At 48.8% G+C, this 21,622-nt stretch carries 17 protein-coding genes; 16 read left to right on the top strand and 1 reads right to left on the bottom strand.

What is annotated here, in order from left to right:
* The first annotated feature begins 368 nt into the window (after positions 1-368).
* From EKO24_RS16990 to EKO24_RS16945, 10 genes are all read left to right on the top strand, one after another.
* Positions 369-1,973 carry a potassium channel protein gene (locus EKO24_RS16990; protein ID WP_127028119.1) on the top strand — a complete coding sequence of 535 codons (1,605 nt, stop codon included), beginning with the start codon at positions 369-371 and terminating at the stop codon, positions 1,971-1,973.
* Positions 1,970-2,662, top strand: coding sequence for a potassium channel family protein (locus tag EKO24_RS16985; RefSeq protein ID WP_127028118.1), 693 nt, complete (start codon positions 1,970-1,972; stop codon positions 2,660-2,662). Before EKO24_RS16990 ends, EKO24_RS16985 begins: the two co-directional genes overlap by 4 nt.
* Before the next feature lie 171 nt (positions 2,663-2,833).
* A complete protein-coding gene (locus EKO24_RS16980) occupies positions 2,834-4,045 on the top strand; it encodes an HD domain-containing phosphohydrolase (RefSeq protein WP_127028117.1) in 1,212 nt (403 codons plus the stop codon).
* A gap of 2 nt (positions 4,046-4,047) precedes the next feature.
* Entirely contained in the window at positions 4,048-6,408 is a 2,361-nt protein-coding gene (locus EKO24_RS16975) for a CBS domain-containing protein (RefSeq protein ID WP_127028116.1), read from the top strand.
* Between the two features lie 81 nt (positions 6,409-6,489).
* Entirely contained in the window at positions 6,490-7,419 is a 930-nt protein-coding gene (locus EKO24_RS16970; RefSeq protein WP_127028115.1) for an HD-GYP domain-containing protein, read from the top strand.
* A gap of 199 nt (positions 7,420-7,618) precedes the next feature.
* Positions 7,619-8,347, top strand: coding sequence for a DUF1538 domain-containing protein (locus EKO24_RS16965; RefSeq protein WP_127028114.1), 729 nt, complete (start codon positions 7,619-7,621; stop codon positions 8,345-8,347).
* A 71-nt stretch (positions 8,348-8,418) separates the two neighbouring features.
* A complete protein-coding gene (locus EKO24_RS16960; protein ID WP_127028128.1) occupies positions 8,419-9,198 on the top strand; it encodes a DUF1538 domain-containing protein in 780 nt (259 codons plus the stop codon).
* An 8-nt stretch (positions 9,199-9,206) separates the two neighbouring features.
* Positions 9,207-9,557 (top strand): P-II family nitrogen regulator, encoded by a 351-nt coding sequence (locus EKO24_RS16955; protein WP_127028113.1) that lies wholly within the window; start codon positions 9,207-9,209, stop codon positions 9,555-9,557.
* Positions 9,554-9,970, top strand: a complete 417-nt coding sequence (locus tag EKO24_RS16950) for a CBS domain-containing protein (RefSeq protein WP_127028112.1) — start codon at positions 9,554-9,556, stop codon at positions 9,968-9,970. The genes EKO24_RS16955 and EKO24_RS16950 overlap by 4 nt, the downstream gene beginning before the upstream one ends.
* Positions 9,971-9,984: 14 nt before the next feature.
* A complete protein-coding gene (locus EKO24_RS16945) occupies positions 9,985-10,494 on the top strand; it encodes a disulfide bond formation protein B (RefSeq protein ID WP_127028111.1) in 510 nt (169 codons plus the stop codon).
* A gap of 54 nt (positions 10,495-10,548) precedes the next feature.
* Here the strand turns inward: EKO24_RS16945 and EKO24_RS16940 are convergent, their stop codons facing one another.
* On the bottom strand, positions 10,549-10,890 hold the full coding sequence (locus EKO24_RS16940) for an RNA recognition motif domain-containing protein (RefSeq protein WP_127028110.1): 342 nt from the start codon (positions 10,888-10,890) through the stop codon (positions 10,549-10,551).
* Positions 10,891-11,324: 434 nt separating this feature from the next.
* Between EKO24_RS16940 and EKO24_RS16935 the strand changes: the two genes are divergently transcribed.
* The 6 genes from EKO24_RS16935 (at position 11,325) to EKO24_RS16910 (ending at position 21,579) form a co-directional block, all read left to right on the top strand.
* Positions 11,325-14,021, top strand: a complete 2,697-nt coding sequence (locus EKO24_RS16935) for a PAS domain S-box protein (RefSeq protein ID WP_127028109.1) — start codon at positions 11,325-11,327, stop codon at positions 14,019-14,021.
* A 193-nt stretch (positions 14,022-14,214) separates the two neighbouring features.
* Entirely contained in the window at positions 14,215-16,365 is a 2,151-nt protein-coding gene (locus EKO24_RS16930) for a CHASE domain-containing sensor histidine kinase (RefSeq protein WP_127028108.1), read from the top strand.
* A gap of 12 nt (positions 16,366-16,377) precedes the next feature.
* The gene (locus tag EKO24_RS16925) at positions 16,378-16,836 is read left to right on the top strand and encodes a response regulator (protein ID WP_241674601.1); all 459 of its coding nucleotides are present in this window, start codon (positions 16,378-16,380) and stop codon (positions 16,834-16,836) included.
* Positions 16,833-18,140, top strand: a complete 1,308-nt coding sequence (locus EKO24_RS16920) for a GGDEF domain-containing response regulator (RefSeq protein WP_127028107.1) — start codon at positions 16,833-16,835, stop codon at positions 18,138-18,140. Before EKO24_RS16925 ends, EKO24_RS16920 begins: the two co-directional genes overlap by 4 nt.
* A gap of 67 nt (positions 18,141-18,207) precedes the next feature.
* Positions 18,208-19,014 (top strand): class I SAM-dependent methyltransferase, encoded by an 807-nt coding sequence (locus EKO24_RS16915; protein WP_127028106.1) that lies wholly within the window; start codon positions 18,208-18,210, stop codon positions 19,012-19,014.
* 324 nt (positions 19,015-19,338) lie between these two features.
* Positions 19,339-21,579, top strand: a complete 2,241-nt coding sequence (locus EKO24_RS16910; RefSeq protein WP_127028105.1) for a primosomal protein N' — start codon at positions 19,339-19,341, stop codon at positions 21,577-21,579.
* Positions 21,580-21,622 lie beyond the last annotated feature (43 nt).

Genomic DNA, 21,622 nt, shown 5'->3' with positions numbered 1-21,622 from the left:
TTATTTTTCTTATCACGGGCGGGCCTTCCGTTGCCTAGGGTTAGTTCATGCCTCATATTCTATACCGGCTGTCAATGCGTAAGTTCTATCTAATATGAACAGGAGTAATTCAGTTAAAATAGATCGTCTTGAGCTTCCTACCATGGTTATCTCATCCAGTTTGTTGGAGCGCATCGGGCGGCATCCGGCAAACTGGCGCTATGTCACCAGTCTTCGAGCCCTAAACAACGTTACATTACCGTCAAGCCAGTATTAGCAAGACTCATGAATAAATTACCTCTGCAAGATATGTTCTTCTTCCGGAATAGTTTTGCTTGCCGGAAATCCACGCAATCGTTCATTTTCAACGAAGACTTGCAGGAAGCAATATGTTTACACGGCTAATCGTTTATTTTGCCTATTTGCTGAAAACGTCGAAGCGCTATCAACGCACCAAGCTGTTTTTCTATAACCTGTTAGAAAACTCTAACAACCGGCTGAAGTCCTATTTCGATGTTTTTATGATTTGCCTGGTGATGCTCAGCGTTTTCCTGCTGGTTTATGAGGTGGATCATCCGTGGGACAAAGGCGAAGTGCTGTTCGAGTACTGCGTCATCAGTCTGTTTATCGCCGAGTACGTATTGCGGGGCTGGCTGTACAGCGACATTCATAAAACCATACTTGAACATTATGAAAAAGCTAAATATTTAAATGTTCGTTTTAAGTTGGGCAAGGTCGCCGGAATCATCCTTGTTAAAAAACTAGACTATGTTTTTAGCCCGCTGGCCTTGATCGATTTACTGGCTATTTTACCGACTTACCGGCCGTTGCGGGTCATGCGGATATTTCTGCTGTTCCGCCTGTTCAAGCTGTTCCGTTACTTCAATAGCATTAAAGTTTTTGCCAGGGTCTTGGTCAGCAGGCGTTTCGAGCTGATTACGCTGGGCGTTTTCCTGGGTTTTTTGGTGTTTATCGGCAGCACTGCGATTTATTTATTTGAAAATCCCGCTAACGGCGGACAGGTTAAAAACCTGTTCGAGGGCTTTTACTGGGCGATTGTGACGGTCGCGACGGTCGGCTATGGCGATATATCGCCGGTGACCATCGGCGGACGAATCATTGCGATAGTATTGATTTTGGTTGGCCTGGGTGTTTTGTCTTTTCTTGTTTCAATTATCGTTACGGCATTTAACGAGGAGATGGACGAGTTGCGCGAAAACAGCACCTATGCCGAACTGAGCCGTGCAGATGATTTTATTATCATCTGCGGATTCGGCCGGGTAGGGCAGCATATCGCCAAGCAGCTTGAAAAAGACCGGCAGCGTTTCGTCATTATCGACACTAAAGAAGATAATGTCTTAAAGGCAAAACGTTTGGGTTACCTGGTTATTCATGAAGATGCCAGCAAAAACGGCGTGATCCAGAACGCGGGCATTAATAAGGGCGCAACGGCGGTGATTTGCACGACCGGGGATGACGTGATCAATGTTTACATCACGCTGACCAGCCGCCATTTAAACCCGGACATCCGGATTATTTCCCGCGCGAATTCCCAGAACAATGTAAAAAAACTCTATCAAGCCGGCGCCAGCAATGTGATCCAGCCGTTTGAAATCGCCGGTATGGTGGTTGCCGAGTATATCGGTCAGCCGGTGGCTTTCGAGGCTATTTTGGGCATTATCCGCGAAGAAAGCCATGTGATCATGGAAACATTATGCGTGCATGCCGGTTCTTTCGTTGAAGGGATGAGCATCGCCGCGGTTGATTTTGAACAAAGGAAATTGCTGTTGCTGGGGATTATCAGCACCAATCCGGTTCATCAAAAACATAAGAACAGCTATTCCATTAAAAACCAGCATTTTTATTTTAATCCCGAGCCGCATTTTGTGTTGCGGGACGGCGACCTGCCGGTCGTTATCGGCCGGGAATACGCCATTGATTATTTTCGCGACCAGATTGAAAAAAGCCGGTTAAAGAACAGGAGAAAGTTATGAAGCGCATTGCCGTATTCGGTTACAGCGTGATGTCTCTGGAAACGATGGCCCGATTGAATCCGGAGCGGTGCAGCATCCTTTTTATCGCCAAAGACGACGCCGAAGCCGCGCTGATTGCAGAAAAAGGTTTTGATGCCCAGGTAATTGATTTTCGCAATGACGATGCTCTCAGGTCCATAGGCATAGGTAGCGATGTCGATACGTTGTTTTGTTTTTATCCGCGAGATTCCGAAAACGTCTTCTTAACTATCTCGGCCAGGGCAATCGATAAAAATATTACCATTGTCGCCATTGTCGACGACCCGGAATCGGCTGAAAAATTATTAGCAGCAGGCGCCAATAAAATCATCGATCCTTACGAGATCTGCGGCAGAAAAACGCACGAGATGCTGACCAAGCCGGACATTACCAATATTCTCGATAATACCGTTTTCGGCCGGCACGATTTAAATATGGCGCAAATAGAAATTCCTAAAGGCTCCTGCCTTGAAAACACTAAAACCAGCGATTTAAAGAAAAACCAGAAGCATAACCTGATCCTGATCGGTGTCGTCGACAAGGAATTGGACGACCAATTGCATTTTGCAATCGGGGAGAAAGAGCATCGTCTGGACGCAGGGGATATCCTGGTGGTCATGGGACCGGCACGGGAAATAAAAGCGTTTAAAAAGGAAGTTGAGCAATGTTGAGAGCGGCTGATTCAACTACTAAATTCACGCTAAGGTGAAAAACAGCAAGTTGATTTTTTTACCCTTTGCGATAAATGAAAAAGTTATTTACCCGTTAGATTTCTTCAAGTAATTGCCTATAAATAATCTGAAGAAAATACTCGAACTTATTAAGATAAAGCCAGCGAACACATGTCAGAACTGCTATACATTTTATCTACGACAGGCGCCACACTGCTTTTTTTGAGCTTTTTTATTTGCTTGGAATTGCTGCCGCCATTCAATTCCTCGCCCCGTAGTAAGAAGCTGATTAGAAACGTCGCATTTGTTCTGTTAGGGATTGCGGCGCTTGCATTACACCTGTCTGTTGAAAACAGCGTTGTCGTCGATCTTGGCGGCACCGCGATCGCTATAGCCAACATGTTCGGCGGTTACCGGGTTGGATTGGCAACAGCAGCGGTTGAAGCCATTTATTGGCGGAGTATCGGCGGATCAGGGGCATTTCCCGGCTTGATCGGAATTGCCGGCGATTTTGTGTTTTCGGGACTTTGCGTTTATCTGTCGCAAGCAAAAAACGTTTCCGCTAAGCTCAGCTTGAGAACTATCTTGCTGGCAGGGTTTGCGGTAGGTAGCTCGGAAGCACTTTCCCTGTTGCTAGTTATCGAACCCTTGGACGGCCTGGCGATATTCGGCAAAATCGGTATGCCGCTGTTTTTGGCGCAACTTATATCGACTGTATTGTTCGCTGGTCTGCTAAAGTTGCTGGACGACCGTTTGCAGGCTCTTGCTGAAGCGGATCGTAAAAGCCAGGCCTTGAACGAAATCCTTAAGCAATCGATCAGAGCGCTTTCATCAGCGATGATGTACCGCGACCCGAGCACAGCCGGTCATGAAAAGCGAGTGGCCGACTTGGCCGTGGCGGTGGGTAAGGAGCTGGCGTTTGAGCCGGACCGATTGGAGGGCTTATACTTGGCCGCACTGGTACATGATGTCGGGCAGATCCAGATTCCGGCGGAAATATTGTCGAGGTCCAGGCGACTGGGGCCTGAAGAATTCGAATTGGTCAAGAATCACTGCGAATCCGGCTATGAGATTCTGCGCGATGTCAGGTTTCCTTGGCCGATTGCCGAAATCGTTTACCAGCACCATGAAAACGTTGACGGCTCGGGCTATCCTCGCGGCCTTAAAGGACCGCAAATTCTGCTTGAGGCGAAAATTATTCATGTTTGCGACAGTCTGGAAGCAATGCTGTCGCATCGGCCTTTCCGTAGAGCCTACAGCATCGATTACGCCATAGATCAACTACAAGCATACAGCGGCGCCCATTACGCCGCTGAAGTCGTCGACGCCTGTATCCGGCTGTTCCGCGATAAAGGCTATGTATTTCCTAGTCCGGAGAAATAGATATGGACAACTACACTCAAGCCGACCTTTTTCCAATGCAGGATGGACAAAAAAAAGTTCGCGACATTATGACGCCGAACCCGGTTACTGCACCGGCCGGAATAACGCTCGCGCTCGCTGCCGAGCGCATGGAAACCTTGCGCATCAGCTGTCTGCTGATCGAAGAAGCCGGCAATATCGTTGGCATATTGACCGAACGCGACATCATTCACGCACTGAACCGGCCAATTCCGGGCAGTCACACCGTTGATACGGTGATGACGCGCGGGGTCATTTCCATAAAAGAAACGGAAGACCGCTATACGGCCTATCGTATCTTGGCCTTGTATAGTTTTCGGCATTTGCTGGTAACGAATGCCGAAGACAAGCCGGTTGGGGTCGTCACTGAAACCGATTTTCGTAAACATTGCGGCATAGAAAATTTGGTCGGCGCGCTGAATGTCGCCAGAAAGATGTGCAGGGAATATCTCGCCATGCCGGGCGACAGTTTGGTCATGGAAGCATCCGCCGAGATGCAAAACCGTAATATCGGTTGTGTCGTCGTATTGAAAGACGGCAAGCCCGTTGGCGTACTGACCGAGCGCGACATGGTCAGGCTGTTCCGCCTGCAAAAACGCGATGCAAGATTGGCTGAAGTGATGAGTCAACCCGTTCACAGCGTGATGCCGGACATGCTGTTGGTTGACGCCTTGGCCGAAATGCAGGCGTTGAAAGTCCGAAGGCTCCCGGTGGTTGATCAAAAAGGCGTCATGGTCGGTATTCTTGATGAGCATTTTGTTGTTCACCAGCCGCTTGACGAATTACAGATATTGCAGAAACTGGTTATCGAGCAGGCGCGCGAGCTGAATGAAAATATATTTAATTCGGTAGTCAATCACTTGCCGCAGAAAATCATCGTCAAGGATACAGCCTCGGTCTATGTTTCCTGCAACGAAAGCTATGCCGAAGACCTCGGCATCAGGCCGGAAGAGATCGAAGGCAAAACCGATTTTGATTTTTTCCCTCCGGAGCTGGCGGAAAGCTACCGCGCCGACGACCGTAGAGTGATGTCGGAACAAATTACTATTTCAATTGAAGAACCCTACATCAAGGATGCCGAACAACGCTGGGTCAGGACTACCAAGGCACCGCTACTGGACAAGCAGGCCAACGTCAGTGGCGTGGCGGTCATTTTTCATGATGTTACCCAGGAGAAACACACTGCCGATAGACTTAAACGGCGCAGTTGGGCGTTGGAAGCTTTGCGCCGCAGCGGTAGGGCGTTGATTTTCTCCGAAACGGAAGCGGAGCTGCTACAATCGATTTGCGAAGCGATAACGCTGGAAGATTTGTATATGCTGGCATGGTTTGGCTGGGCTAAACAAGATGAAGAGCGGAGCGTTGAAATTATCGCATCATCCGGTTCGGCGCGAAGTTATTTGAACGACTTAAAACTGAGTTGGGGCGACAATTCCTTGGGCCAGGGACCGACCGGGAAAGCGATACGTTACGGGCGGACGGTAGTCAACAATAACGCGCTGGGAAATCCGGCCTTTTCGCCTTGGTACCAAAAAGCCAAGGCTTGCGGTATTCATTCCTCTGTCTCGTTACCGGTCATGGTCGACGGCAGCGTCGTCGGCGTTTTAACGGTCTATTCCAAAGAACCTGAAGCCTTCGACGATAGCGAAACCAGTTTGTTCGAAGAACTGGCCTCCAACCTCGGCTTCGGTATTCAGTCGCGCCGAACCCGCGAGGCTTACGATAGATCGTTACAAGAAAGAGCCGCCCAAGCCGTCAAGTTGGAAAAATTACTGGAAGATACGCTAATGGCGGTCGCCGCGACTTTAGAGCAGCGAGATCCTTACACTGCCGGTCATCAAAACCATGTTGCCGATCTCGCGATGAACATCGGCAAGGAAATGGGACTGGATGATAACCGCTTGCTTGGTTTGCATCTGGCCGCTACCGTACACGATCTTGGCAAAATTCACATTCCCGCCGAGATTCTCACCAAACCGGGGCGCTTGACCGCGGCTGAATTTAGCCTGATTAAGACTCATCCGGAAGTCGGCTACACTATTCTGAGCAAAATCGACTTTCCTTGGCCGATTGCCGAAATTATCCGTCAGCATCATGAATATCTCGATGGTTCCGGTTATCCCCGGGGGCTGAAAGGCGATGAAATTCTGCTGGAAGCGCGGATTGTTACTGTGGCCGATATTGTCGAATCGATGTCCTCGGATCGGCCTTACCGGCCGTCATTGGAAATAGATGCGGCGATGCGGGAGATACAGGCGATGCGCGGTATCAAGTTGGATAGCCTTGTTGTCGATGCCTGCCTAAAAGTGATTGCCGGCGGGAAATTTTTGCCAAACTTGCTGTAAGCCGATAATGATCGACAATATTGTGGAGCCTGCGCGCGAATGCGCCGTTCTTCGTTACTATTACTGAGTTAAGTATTTGCGATGGCAGAAAAAATTGAAAAATTTATCGAACAATTCAAGAATACCACGCGGTATCTTGATGCTTCGGACCCGCGCCTAAAAAAACTGGATATTGATTTCGTCAGGTCACTGTCGCGTATTATTGAAAAGTATCCCGGCATTAAACACGGAGAATCGAAATACATCACTGAGAAAGCGCTGCAGATTGCAGGCGGCCTGGATATGAGCGCGGAAGAGAAAACCGATATTCTGTATGCCGGGTTACTGACCCAGCTCGGCAAGACAAATCTGCCGTATAAATTATTGACTAAGCCATTTTATTCAATGTCTACTGTCGATAAATACCGTTATTTGGGGCATGCGATAGACGGTGACGCTTTATTGGCGGGCTTACCGCAGTTCGACGGTGCCAGAACGATCATTCGGCATCAATACGAGCATTATGACGGCCAAGGTTTTCCGGATGGCCTGATTGAGCAGGATATTCCGTTAGGGGCACGTATACTGAGCGTGGTTAGCGACTATATCGGCTTTATTGACGGTTCAATGACGGGGTCGGAAATGTTCGCCGACGCGGCGCTGAGCCAATTAATGATTCGGAAAAATAGCTGTTACGATCCCGATATTGTCTATATTTTCAGTCATGTGCTTAAAGGCGCATCCGCTGAAGAACTCAAGGAAGCAATTATTAAAGAAAAAAAGATTGCTTTGGCTACAGAGAAATGGCGGAAAGGCGTTTTGCTGAGGGCGAAAAATAAAGTCACCAATCAATCTGCGATTGTTGAAATTGCATTGCCGCAATTAAGGGTCGGCATGAAAGTGGAAAGTATCTTTTTTGGCTGTGTGCCCTATGTTAGACATTGTATCGTCGATCAATCAATTCTTGACGATGTGGCCGCATTGGCAAAAGCCGAAGGCAAAAATCCGATCATTAAAATTATTTTAGGTTGACGTAATTTTTAGGGTTGCGTTTATCATTGAGCTTGTTTGGTTATCGATTTACAGCGATAAAGCTGAGTTGAGCAGCTTGCCTGCTCAAACCCTACTATGCCCTTTGGGTATAAAGCTGAGTTGAGCAGCCTGTCTGCTCAAACGAAACTTATGCCCTTTGGGTATAATTATCCTTATTAAACCCGGACAAAGAACTTGAATGTTTAACAATCCTTTTATCAAACAGCTGTTCGCCAGCTTTCTGGACTTGGCGCCTATTCTTGCGGTTGTTTTAGTATTCCAGGTTTTGATTATCCGGCAGCCTATTCCCGACGTCGGCAGTTTAATCGGCGGTACGCTGTTTGTTATTCTCGGCCTGACCTTATTCGTTCAGGGACTTGAACAAAGCCTGTTCCCGGTTGGCGAGTCGATGGCTTATGCGTTTGCCCGTAAAGGCAGTTTATTCTGGCTGTTGACGTTTGCGTTCTGCCTGGGGGTCGGCGCTGCAATCGCCGAACCGGCGCTGATCGCGGTTGCCGAAAAAGCCGCAACCATCGCCGCTAATGGCAAGCTGATAGCACAAACCGATGCGGCAAAAGCCGGTTATGCACTGGGGCTACGCATTACCGTTGCGTTATCTATCGGTTTGGCAATCCTGATCGGCGTATTGAGAATTATCCGGGGCTGGCCGGTGTATTACCCGGTTTTTTTCGCTTATGTTTGCATTGCCGTCATGACGCCTTTCGCACCTGTCGAGATCATCGGCATTGCTTATGATGCCGGCGGCATCGCGACATCCAGCATTACCGTTCCGCTGGTGACTGCGCTGGGCGTCGGTTTGGCGACCTCGATCAAAGGCCGCAACCCGATGACCGACGGTTTTGGTCTTGTGGTCTTGGCGTCGTTGATACCGGCGATTTTTGTAATAGCTTACGGGATGGCGATATGATCGACTGGTTAACGCATTTCACTCTGGAGCTGTTGGAAACCGGTCGCGATTTTTTTCCGGTTGCCGTCATCATGATCGACTGGTTAATGCATTTCGCGCTGAAGCTGTTGGAAACTTGCCGCGATATTTTACCGATTGTCGGCATTATTATCGGTTTTCAGCTGCTGGTAATCCGCAAACCTTTGCCCCATCCCAGAAAAACTATTATCGGTTTCTTCTATGTTTTGCTGGGTATTGTTTTCTTTTTGGAAGGGCTGGAGCTGGCCTTGTTTCCGCTGGGAAATTTGATGGCGTCGCAGTTGACCACGCCTGAATTTCTGGGCGTTAATCCTGTTGCTCAGGCCGTCTCCTGGCAATCCTATGGCTGGGTCTATATTTTTGCCGCCAGCATTGGCTTTGCAACCGCGTTGGCCGAGCCCTCCCTGCTCGCCGTCGCCCTTAAAGCCGAACAAATTTCAGGCGGCACGATTAAGGCCTGGGGATTAAGAATTTCTGTCGCGATCGGCGTGGGTTTCGGCCTTGCTCTCGGCACTTTCCGGATCGTTACAGGTTCGGAGCTTTATTTATATATTATTGGAGGCTATATCATCGTCATGATACAAACCCGGTTCGCCCCTAAATTGATTATCGGCCTGGCCTACGATTCGGGTGCGGTAACGACGTCGATGGTTACCGTGCCGCTGGTTACCGCGCTGGGCTTGGGGTTGGCCTCTGCCGTGCCCGGCCGCAACCCATTATTGGATGGCTTCGGCTTGATTGCCTTTGCCTGTCTATTTCCGATTATTGCTGTGTTGGGTTATGCGCAAATCGCGCAATGGCTTAGCAAAAGCAGTCTTTTATCCAAACCCTGAGGACAACCATGCATTTCAAATTAATTATCGTATTTGTCGAAGACGACAAGACTGACTTGGTGCTTGAGACTGCGCGCGAAAACGGCGCTAAAGGCGCAACCGTGGTCAATAATGCGCGCGGCGAAGGCATGAAGCAGTCGAAAACTTTTTTCGGATTGACTCTGGAAACTCAGCGCGATGTGTTGTTATTGCTGGTCGAAGAACATCTTAGCCGGCATATTCTCGAAGCTATCGCCAAGGTCGCGCAATTCGATGACAAACCCGGTACCGGCATTGCGATTCAGATCGATGTCGAAGACGCTGTCGGCGTCATGCATCAGGTTGAACTCTTAACCCATGAACTTGAGGACAAAATATGATTGTGCCACGCACCATTATTCGTGTCAGAGATGTGATGAAAGCCGACTTCGCCACTATCGACGGCATTGCTACGATAGAAGATGCCTTAAAAAAAATGAAATCGCTTAAAACTTCGGTGTTGATCGTTAATAAACGTCATGACGATGACGAATACGGCATGATTAACTCCGGAGACATTGCACGCTACGTGCTGGCCAAAGACCGGGCGCCGGACCGGGTTAACGTGTACGAAATCATGAGTAAACCGGTTATTTCAGTGCATCCCGACATGGACATCCGTTATTGCTCTCGTTTATTTGCCGACTATAACCTAGTTAGGGCGCCGGTTATTGAAAATAACAAAATTATCGGTGTGGTCAGTCCGAACTCACTGGTGTTGGATGGAATGTACAGGCTTGTCACTAACGTTTAAAAAGGCAGAAGGTTATGTTGGAATTGTTAAGGTTTAACTCGAGAGTCTGGTTTTTCCTGGGTTTTCTCGGCTGTGTATTTTTATTGTCGATGGGCGCTTATTTCCAGTTCGTTCAAGGCTTGGACCCTTGCCCGTTATGTATTTCCCAGCGCATCGCGATTTTATTGACCGGCTTGGTTTTTTTAAGCGCCGCTATCCATAATCCGGGCCAAAAAGGCGTCACGGCTTATGCGATTGCAGGCGCGATAACGGCCTTATGCGGCGCGGCGATTTCAACCCGGCATGTCTGGATACAGCACTTACCGGCGGATGAGGTGCCGGAATGCGGTCCCGGCCTGGAATATGTACTGCAAAACTTCCCTTTATTTGAAACCGTCAAGTTAATGCTGAGCGGTACCGGAGATTGTGCGAAAGTCGATTGGACCATGTTAGGCTTCAGCATGCCTGCATGGACATTGCTGGCTTTTTTAATGCTGGCGACCTTAAGCGTGCTGCAAATTTGGAATTATAAAGGGGCGAATTGATAAGGAGAAACTATCAAGCCTGCGTGTTGCTGGCGCTGATTCGCCAGCTTAAACTTATAAAAACTGCCTGCGCTCGCTTTTGCGCATATTGCGTAAATGAGCGCCTCTAGTACTCATAATCCTCGGGTCGTTGTGCCAATATCGGGCTCGATATTCATGCACGTCAACATACTTACCGTTTATTTGCTCTTTTTTGAGGATTTCTATCGCACGCTGTGCAACAGGGTCGGGTGTTAATCTGACCAGCCCGTGATATTTAACCTCGTGAGTTTTGGGATGTTTTTGCACCATTATTGCAACACTTCCCATATGGCCGTCTTTAATAGCGGGTCTGATAAATTCCTCTATGTCTTTCTTATCAGTATTTTCAGGTAAATTTACTAAAATAACGATCATGAAAATGCCATTGTTTTATAGATAATGGATTGATTCTATTTGATTTAGTTTCGGGTGCTGCAAGTAGTTGGTCCGCGTTTTTATATTCCGGCCGTATAGTTTCAGTGTAAAGCCGAGTTGAGCGGCCTGTCTGCTCAAACGGAACTTATGTCCTCCGGGTATAAATAATAATTGGACGACGGTTATAAAGTATATATCAAAGTGTCCGTCTTGACTGATACTAACGTAAGTAATTGATTACTTTTTGCTGCGGCTTTAATATTGCCGTTATGGCAGAGCAGGGAGCATCTCAACGTAATTACACTTTCTCGTCTTTGCCGAGTTTAATAAAAACAGAGCAACCCTATCGGGTCAAGCAGCCCGCTAATAAAAGTTCAAACCATGGTCAGAATTTAGTTGACGACGGCGCGAAATTTTTAACCTATTTAATTTGAATGCAAGCATTAATTGATTTTCTTGGCATTAAGGGCCTCATACCTCATGGTTATTGCCTGTCGTGGAGCCCGCTATTACTTTGGCTGAATGTGATCTCGGACTTGCTGATTACGCTGGCCTATTATTCGATTCCGCTGATCCTGATCCATTTACTCAAGAAGCGCAAAGACGTTCCTTATCCCTGGCTGCTTGTCATGTTTGCCGGTTTTATTGTTGCTTGCGGCACTACGCATCTATTATCGGCAGTCACCGTATGGATACCGTTATATTGGCTGGACGGTTTGTTTAAGGTTCTTACCGCGGTTCTTTCAATAGCCACCGCGATGCTGATGTTATGGATTGTTCCTAAAGTCTTGTTTTTGCCCAGCGCTGCGCAACTGCAAGCCGAGATACAGCGAAGAAAAACGGTGGAAGAAGCGCTACGTATTGCCAATGCCGAGTTGCAGAGAAATGTTGCGCGTACGCAATCGCTGTTCGATTCGGCACTGGACGGCATTATCACGATAGATCATGACGGCAATGTAACAGGCTGGAATAGCCAAGCCGAACAGATTTTCGGTTACTCCTGCGGACAGGCTTTAGGATGCCAAATAACCGAATTAATCATTCCGCCCGCTTATCAGGAATCGCATCGGCAAAGTCTGTCGAGATTTATGGAAACCGGCGTATCGGCCATTATCGGTACGCGTCTGGAAGTCACGGCTATACGTGCGGATGGTTCGGAGTTTCCGATAGAGCTGGCTGTCGACGCGCTGGGAGAAAAGGACGATTATTTTTTTAGCGCTTATGTCCGCGATATTTCCGCGCGCAAGCAGGCGGAAACGGCGAAGCAAGAGGCTTTGGATAAACTGCACAAAATAGCGGCCCAGCTGCCCGGCGTGGTGTTTCAATTTCGCTTGCGTAGCGACGGCAGTTCCTGCCTTCCTTATGCCAGCGGTGTGCTGCGTGATATTTACCGTATCGACCCCGAAGACGTCATTGAGGATGCTGCAAAAGTATTTTCCGTCGTTCATCCTGACGATTTAGAGCAGCACCTAGCGTCCATTTGGGCATCGGCGCATGATTTAAGTCCGTGGCGCAATGAATACCGGCTTAGACATTCCGATGGCACGGAATGTTGGTTATTCGGCAATGCTTTGCCGCAGCGCGAAGAAGACGGTTCAGTGCTTTGGCATGGTTTTGTAACCGATATTACCGAGCGCAGAATGATTGAGGAAGCCGTTCGCGAAAGCGAAAATAAACTGGCCACCATTCTCGATAATGTTGACGCCTATATCTATATCAAGGACTGCAATTATCAGTATCAGTACGCTAACAAAGCGGTGCGGCAGCTGTTTGGAAGACCGTTGGAGGAAATTATCGGTAAATTTGACAACGCTTTTTTCGATGAGACGACGTCGGCAAGGTTGCGCCAAAACGATATCCGTGTTATCGAACTCGGCGAGTCGACAGCGAGTGAAAATATTTATAATCAAAAAAACACCGGAACTACGTGTACTTATTTCACTGCCAAACAGCCCTTGCGCCGTGAAGACGGCAGTATTTACGGATTATGCGGCATATCCACCGATATTACCGAGCGCAAAGTCATGGAGAACGAGTTAATCGCCAGTGAGGCAAAGTTTCGCTCGATTATTGAAGTTTCGCCGATACCGATGGCGATGAATGATGAGCAACTGAACATTACTTTCCTGAATTCGGCGTTTGTACAAACCTTCGGCTACACGAGGGAAGATCTTCCCTCTTTGCTGGATTGGTGGCCGAAAGCTTATCCCGATCCGGATTACCGGCACTGGGTTCAAACGACTTGGCAAGAGACGTTGGAAAAAGCCAAGCAGGAGCAGACTGACTTTCCGCCAATGGAAGTGGCTATTCGCTGTAAAGACAACAGTATCAGGATCGTGCTGGCGACTGCGGTGACGATTCAGCACGATTTCGCCGGTATGAATTTAGCGATACTGTACGATATTACCCAGCGCAAACAAGTCGAAAACGAACTCACCCGCTCGAATGCCGAGCTTGAACAATTCGCTTATGCCGTGTCGCACGATATGCGCCAGCCGTTGCGCATGGTGACCAGCTATTTGTCCTTAATTGAAAGCGCACTAGGCGGACGGCTCGATGAAGAAACGCAACAGTTTCTTGATTTTGCGGTGGACGGCGCGAAGCGTATGGATGCGATGATTTTATCGCTGCTGGATTATTCCCGGGTCGGTCGTAAAACTGAGGCCAAAACCCGGATTAGCAGTAAAATCTCTTTAGACGAAGCGCTGGCGTTTCTAGGTCCCGAAATCAACAGTTACGGCTGTGAAATTAAAGTAAGCGGGGATTGGCCCGAATTGTTCGCCAGCCGCGATGAGTTAACGCGTCTGCTGCAAAACCTGATTGGCAACGCACTAAAATATCATGAAGAAAACCAGCCGCCGCAAATTCATGTTCATGGCGAAGTTTGTGCCGGCTCGTTACGGGTAGAAGTACGCGACCAGGGCATCGGCATTGAGCCGAAACAGATGGATCGCCTATTCAAGGTGTTTTCGCGCTTGCAGGCGCGTAGCCGTTTTGAAGGTACCGGCGTCGGTTTGGCTTTGTGCCGTAAGATTGTCGAGCATCATCATGGAACCATTGGCGTCGAGTCGGCAGGCGAAGGACAAGGCTGTACGTTCTGGTTTGAATTGCCGCTTTTAAAGCGGAGTTGAGCAGCCTGTCCGCTCAAACCCTACTTATGCCCTTTGGGTATAAAGCTGAGTTGAGCAGCTTGGCTGCTCAAACGAAACTTATGCCCTTTGGGTATAAATACCGGCACTTTTGCACGGCAAGGCAATTAATCATGTTCAACAACATTTTCTTTTACGCAAATCGAGAGCTTGGAAGCAAGCATAAAAAATAATAATGAAATACTATTTGCGATCTGTGTTGCCTTGGTTGTCGTTACTGGTTGGACTGCTTGGAACAGGTTTGGCGGCCTATTCGATAAAGCTTGATACGGAACGGAACGAGTATCGCCATTTTGCGATTCAGTGCGATGAAATCCGCTTAACAGTAGAGTCAAGACTTGATGCGCATAAGCAGACATTGCTGAGCGCCGCCGCGATGTTCGATGCCTCTGAAGGAGTGACACGTGAAGAATGGCGCCGTTTTGTCGCACGCCTACGTAGCGATGAACACTTTAACGGTATTCAGGGCTTGGGTTTTTCTGTCTGGATTCCGGCTGAGCAATTGGCTGCACACCAGGCGCGACTACGCGCTGAAGGTTTTCCTGACTATACGGTGCGGCCTGATGGTCAACGCGACAATTATACCGCCATCGTTTTTCTGGAACCGTTCAGCGGACCTAACTTACGCGCCTTTGGCTATGACATGTATTCCGAACCGATACGTCGTGCGGCCATGGAGCAGGCGCGGGATGAAAATAAAGCCACTCTGTCGGCTAAGGTGACTCTGGTACAGGAAACGGATAAAGACAAGCAAGCCGGCACTTTGATGTATGTGCCGGTTTACCGGAAGGGGCTGCCTGGCGATACTGTTGAACAGCATCGGGCCGCATTATTAGGTTGGGTATACAGTCCTTTTCGTATGGGGGATTTGTTGGATAAGCTGGTGTCCAACCACGAAGGCGGCACTAAGGTGCATGTGCGTATGCGCGTCTATGACGGAAGCACGACGCAAGCGGAGAATATGCTTTATGACAGTGCGGAGACATCTTCTGTAGCGACAGACAATTCCTTGCCGACTGTGGAGATAGCGACCGACTTTAACGGCAGGATCTGGACATTGCAATTCGAGCGGATTGCCGGGACGCAGAGCAGTATAGATTACAGCAAAATGCGGATCATCCTGGGAGCGGGGGTGGTCACCAGTTTGTTGTTGTTCTTCCTGTTGCGTTCGTATCTTAATATGAGCGCCAACGCCGCTAAAATGGCCTATCAGTTGACGGCGCAATTGCGTGAGAGTGAACAGCGTTTCCGGCTAATGGCGGATTCGGCGCCGGTACTGATCTGGCTGTCCGGTACCGATAGGCTGTGTTACTACTTTAATAAAGTCTGGCTGGAGTTTACCGGCCGTACCCTGGAGCAGGAACAGGGCAACGGTTGGGCGGATGGCGTGCATCCCGATGATTATCAGCGTTGTCTTGATACTTATGTGAGGGCGTTTGATCGGCGAATCGGCTTTTCAATGGAATATCGCCTGCTTCGCCATGACGGCGAATACCGGTGGCTGATCGATACCGGTGTTCCACGCTATGCGGATGATGATACCTTTCTTGGTTATATCGGTTCCTGTTTCGATATTACCGAGCGTAAGCAGGTAGAGAATAAACTGGCGCGCGCTCACGCTGAATTGCAACAGTTTACGCATATTGCCGCACATCATTTGCAGGAGCCGGCGCGGCGATTGGTAAGCTTTGTACAACGTTTACGAACGCATATGCCGACAGAACAGTTAAACGACGACATTGCGTTGTCTTTGCATTTTATTGAGCAAAGTGCGGTGCGGCAACGTGCTCTGGTGCGCGATATTCAACTGTATCTTGCTGCCGACCAACCGCGCAGTAAAACAGAAAGTATTGCTGTTGCCGAAGTCATTTCTAATTTGTTGGAACGACGGGCGCCGCTAATACGTGAAACCGGTGCCCAGGTAGATTACAATGGCGTCTGTCCCGTTTATTTCGATCTTCCCCGGTTGAAAGATATTTTCAGCATTTTGTTGGACAATGCCCTCTGTTACCGTCATCCCGAGCGTGTGCCGCATATCCGGATTCATAGCGAATCGAGAGCGGGACGAGCGTTGTATTGCGTCGAGGATAACGGTATCGGTATCCCGGCGGAATACCAGGATCGCGTTTTTGGCGTATTTGAGCGTTTGCAGGTGCATGACGAGCAAGATTCCACGGGCATCGGCTTGGCCATTGTCCGGCGGATTATCGAGAGCGGCGGCGGTTCCGTTATATTGCAGGACACGCCGGGCGGCGGCATTACTGTTGTATTTGATTTGCCTGAGTCAAAGTTATCGGTTTTAGACAATCAGGCACTAAAACACTGAGTAAGAGATTTAATGATGAGTGAAGCTGGTAATTCCCATTTTGTTGAGATTTTATTATTGGAGGATGAACCCTCGGACGCGTATTTAGTAAAAATGGCGTTAAAAGAAGGCAAAGTGCTGGCGCACTTGCATCATGTGGTTGACGGACGGGAAGGGCTGGATTTTTTAAATCGCACAGAAAAATATGTCGATGCGCCGAGACCTGATTTGATTTTTCTCGACTTTAACATGCCGCGGATGAACGGCAGCGAGTTTTTAGCGGCGATTAAAGCCGATCAGCGCTTCAAGAGCATTCCCGTGGTGGTATTGACGACTTCCGACGTTGAAAAGGATGTGGTTCGCTCCTATGAGCTTGGAGCTGCCAGTTATATTACCAAGCCTGTCGATATGGTGCAGTTTATTAAAGCTATTCAGCAGATTGGCGATTATTGGTTCAGTTTGGTGCGATTGCCCCAAGATCACAGGCTATGAGCTCAATCGAATCGATTCGAGTATTGCTGGTAGAAGACGAAGCCGGTGATGCTAATCTGGTAAAAATGAAATTGAGACAAGCTCAGAGCGGGCATTTCGATGTCACGTGGGCTCAATCGCTCAATGAAGCGCAACGCTGTTTGGCGGACTCATCTTTTAACGTCATGTTGCTGGATTTGTCGTTACCGGATTCGGAAGGTTTAGAAACTATCCATAGGGCTCGGGCCATGGTGATGGATGTTCCGATTGTCGTGCTCAGCGGCTGCGGCGATACCGATTTTACACTCACCGCACTGGAAGCGGGGGCGCTGGATTATATGGTCAAAGGCGATTTTGGTTATGACGGCTTGGCGCGGGTGATCCGTTATGCATTGTTACGAACCGAAATGGAAGCACGTAATAATTTGTTGATAGCTGCGTTGGAAGCGGCGGCGAATGGTATTGTCATTACCGATAAAAATGCGACCCTTATATGGGCTAATTCCGCTTTTGGCCGACTAACCGGTTATAGCCCGGAAGAAGCCGTGGGTCATAAGCCGAATCAGTTAGTCAAATCAGGTTTACAAGAAAAGGCATTTTATGAAGATATGTGGGCCGATCTTTTGGTTGGCGAGCACTGGCGCGGCGAACTGATTAATAAACGCAAAAACGGCAGTTTGTATCATGAGGAGCTCAGCATTGCGCCGGTAAAAAACCGAGCGGGGGAGATTACTCATTTCATTGGTATTAAAGAAGATATTACCGCGCGAAAAGAAATGGAAGCCCAACTGCAAAAACTGGCCAGTACCGATCCGTTGACCGAATTGGCGAACCGCCGCGTATTCTTGGAACTACTGGAGCAGGAAAGGGCAAAAGTGGCGCGTTTATCTCATTATTCAGCCGCATTGTTAATGATGGATTTGGATTTCTTTAAACGGATTAATGACAATTACGGCCACGCTACCGGCGACGCGGTGTTAAAGGTATTTGCCGACATCGCCCGTAATAGCTCACGGGCCATTGACGTACCGGCGCGCTTGGGGGGTGAAGAGTTTGCTATTTTGCTGTCAGGGGCAGACAAAAACGATGCAATGGTAATGGCTGAACGGTTGCGTCAAAAAGTGGCAGAAGCCGTTATCGATCATGAAGCAGGGCCGGTAAATATTACCGTCAGTATCGGCGCCACCGCCTTATTGGCTGAGGATGTTAATGGCGAAGCCGTGTTGCATCGCGCGGATGTGGCTTTGTATGAAGCGAAAGACCGGGGACGTAATCGAAGCTGCTGGTTTGATTCTAGCGGCGTAGACAAGACAATGCTTACTTGAAGGCAGCCGTTCTGCCAACGATACCGGATCCTCTCTGCTGTAGAGAAAACTCATTGGAATAAATAACATGAAAAAAATTTTATTGGCGCTTTTGCTTGCCGGCAGTTTTTCATTGTCGCATGCTGCTGAAAAATCAAATACTTTACATCAGGCAATCGCCGGTAATCAGCGTTCGGTCGAGCATAAAAACCGGGATAAATACCGGCATCCGCAACAAACACTGGAGTTTTTTGACGTAAAGGACAACATGACAGTTGTCGAAGTCTGGCCGGGCGAGGGTTGGTATACGGAAATCCTGGCGCCTTATTTGAGAAATCGCGGCAAGCTTTATGCGGCGCATTTTTCAACAGAGGCCGACGAACCTTATTATAGAAAGAACCTGCATGAATTTATCGAAAAGACAAAAAAGCAGCCTAAAGTTTATGACAAAGTTCAGCTAACCGTGCTACAGCCGCCGAAATTCCTGCAAATAGCCCCGGATGGTTCGGCAGACCGGGTTTTAACGTTTCGCAACGTCCATAACTGGATGAAAAACGATCAAGCCGCGGCGGTATTCAATGCGATGTACAAGGCATTAAAGCCCGGCGGGATTTTAGGCGTTGTGGAACATAGAAACTCAGCGCTGAAACCGCAGGATACCAAGGCCGAATCCGGTTACGTCAGTGAAGATTATGTGATTGCCCTGGCAAGGAATGCGGGCTTTGAGTTTTTAGATAAATCCGAAATTAACGCTAACAGTAAAGATACCAAGGATTATCCGGAAGGCGTCTGGACTTTGCCGCCGGCTTTAAAACTCAAGGATAAAGACAGGGCGAAATATCTGGCTATCGGGGAAAGCGACCGGATGACGATTAAATTCATCAAACCCCGATAAATATAAAACTCAGTCCGAAGGCGCTCTAAATTCGAGTATCGCCCGCGCAGTAATTCACAAATGCAGCCGCATTGAGCAATGCAAGAATATGAGCGGGAAAACAGCGGATATTTACAGCATGTAAGCTGATAAGTTATTGAAAGTTAATAAAAATAGAGCGGTGGGTAAAAACTGTTCAAATTAAGAAAACTTTAATAAAAACCGCTAGTAAGACATGTTAAAAACCGTTTCTCCACAGAGTTATCCACAGATCCTGTGGGTAACTCAAATAGCCTAAACCGTATAGTCACTTAGCCTTCAAACATAAAAAATAATTCAAGCATTATGGCTAAGTTGCAAAGATGGAATGAAGCAGTCTTGAGAGTTGCTGTTGCGGTTCCTGTTTACCGGTTGTTTGATTATCTTGTTCCGGAGCAGTTTGAGCGGAGCAATATCAAGCCCGGCGTTCGATTGGAAGTCCCTTTTGGAAAGGCTAAAAAGATCGCCGTTCTGGTCGAATGCGTTCAACACAGCGATGTCGAACTCGATAAATTAAAACGAGCCGAACGGATTCTGGACGAGGAGCCGTTGTTATCGGCAAAAGACCTGGAACTGCTGCATTGGGCCGGCCGTTATTATCATCATCCGTTGGGCGAAGTTTTCAGTGCGGCTTTTCCGGTGATGTTGCGCCAAGGAAAATCAGCTGTCATTCAAGCGGAAAAACGCTATGCGTTGACCGACTCCGGCAAAGCTATCGATAGCGAGCTGTTGAAACGAACACCCAAACAAAAAAGCGTATTGGAAAAATTTCAGGCGCATCAAAGCAGTTTATCCGAAGCGGAACTTTCCGCGTGGAACGATAATTGGAAGTCTTCGGTCAAACAATTAATCGATAAGCGATTGCTACAGCTTGCCGAATCGGGATCGCGGGCGAATTTTGCTTTGGGCGCAGCCGAAGCGATCATCAGGAATAATGCCCTCGAATGCAATCCTCAGCAGCAAGCGGCGATAGACGCGGTATGCGATAGCCTTGGCCGGTTCGGCGTGTTTTTACTGGAAGGCGTGACCGGCAGCGGCAAAACAGAAGTTTATATGCAGGTGATTCGCACGGTGCTGGAACGAGGCCAACAGGTTCTGGTGCTGTTGCCGGAAATTACGCTGACTCCGCAACTTGAGCAGCGCTTCATGCAACGATTTACGGTCAGCATTGCCGTCTCGCATTCCAAATTGACCGACCGGCAGCGGGCTTGCGCCTGGCTGCAAATGCAGCGCGGCGAATGCGCGATCCTGTTGGGCACCCGTTCCGCGCTGTTTACGCCATTACAAAATCCCGGTTTGATTATTCTCGATGAAGAGCACGATTCCTCGTTCAAGCAACAGGAAGGCTTCCGTTTTTCCGCGCGCGATGTCGCCGTGGTGCGCGGCAAACTGTTAAACATTCCGGTATTGTTGGGTTCCGCTACACCGGCGTTGGAAAGCCTGCATAACGTCGATAACAAGCGCTACCGCTTGCTGCACTTGCCGGAAAGGGCAGGGAATGCAACGGCGCCGGCGTTGCAGTTGTTGGACATCAGGAATAAAAGGATGCAGGAAGGCTTGTCCGAAGCGCTGATTGGCGAGATGCGCCTTACCCTGGCAAAAAATGAACAGGTACTGTTGTTTTTAAACCGGCGCGGCTTTGCTCCTACGTTGATCTGCCATGGTTGCGGCTGGGTTGCGCGCTGCCGGCGTTGCGACGCGAACCTGGTCATTCATTACGATGAAGGCATGTTGCGTTGCCATCATTGCGGACAGGAGCAACGGCTGATCAGGCAATGTCCTTCCTGCAAAATCGGGGAACTGACGCCGCTGGGCCTGGGCACGGAAAGGGTGGAAAAAGTGTTGGCGGAATTGTTTGCCGATAAGGTGATCGTGCGCCTAGACCGTGATTCCACCCAGCGCAAAGGTTCGCTGGAAAATTATTTGCAGCAAATCAACCAGGGTTCGGTGAATATTATCCTGGGTACGCAAATGTTGGCGAAAGGCCATCATTTTCCTAATGTCACTCTGGTGGCGATTTTGGATGTCGATAGCGGCCTGTTCAGTATCGATTTTCATGCCCCGGAAAAGCTCGCGCAAATGATCGTGCAAGTCTCCGGCCGTGCCGGTCGCGCGGAAAAGCCCGGCCGCGTTATCATGCAAACCCGGCAGCCGGAACATCCTTTATTAATGACGTTGATCAGGCAGGATTACCGCAGTTTTGCGAAAATTGCGCTGGCAGAGCGCAAGGAGGCGGCATTGCCGCCGTTCAGTTATCAGGCTTTATTAAGAGTGCAGGCCACAAATGCCGAGATGCCGAAGCTGTTTTTGCATGCGGTTGTTGAATTGGCGAACGAGCACAGCAAGGGGCATACCCAGATTTTGGGTCCGGTTGCCGCACCGATGGCCAGGCGCGCCGGGCTTTACCGGTATCAATTGTTGTTTCAGAGCGGTAAGCGGCCTGAACTTCATGCCTTGCTTGACGTGCTGATGCCGCTTATCGAAAAGCTCAAGCAAGCGAAAAAAGTGCGCTGGTCGCTGGATGTCGATCCGGTGGATTTGTATTGAGGTTTGTTTGTCCACGAAAAATAAGAATGGGGAGTTGGAGGCT

This window comes from Candidatus Methylobacter oryzae (genome assembly GCF_003994235.2).
GTDB classification, from domain to species: domain Bacteria; phylum Pseudomonadota; class Gammaproteobacteria; order Methylococcales; family Methylomonadaceae; genus Methylobacter_A; species Methylobacter_A oryzae.
Note: the sequence above shows the minus strand (reverse complement) of the source record. Positions and strands in the feature narration are given on the sequence as shown.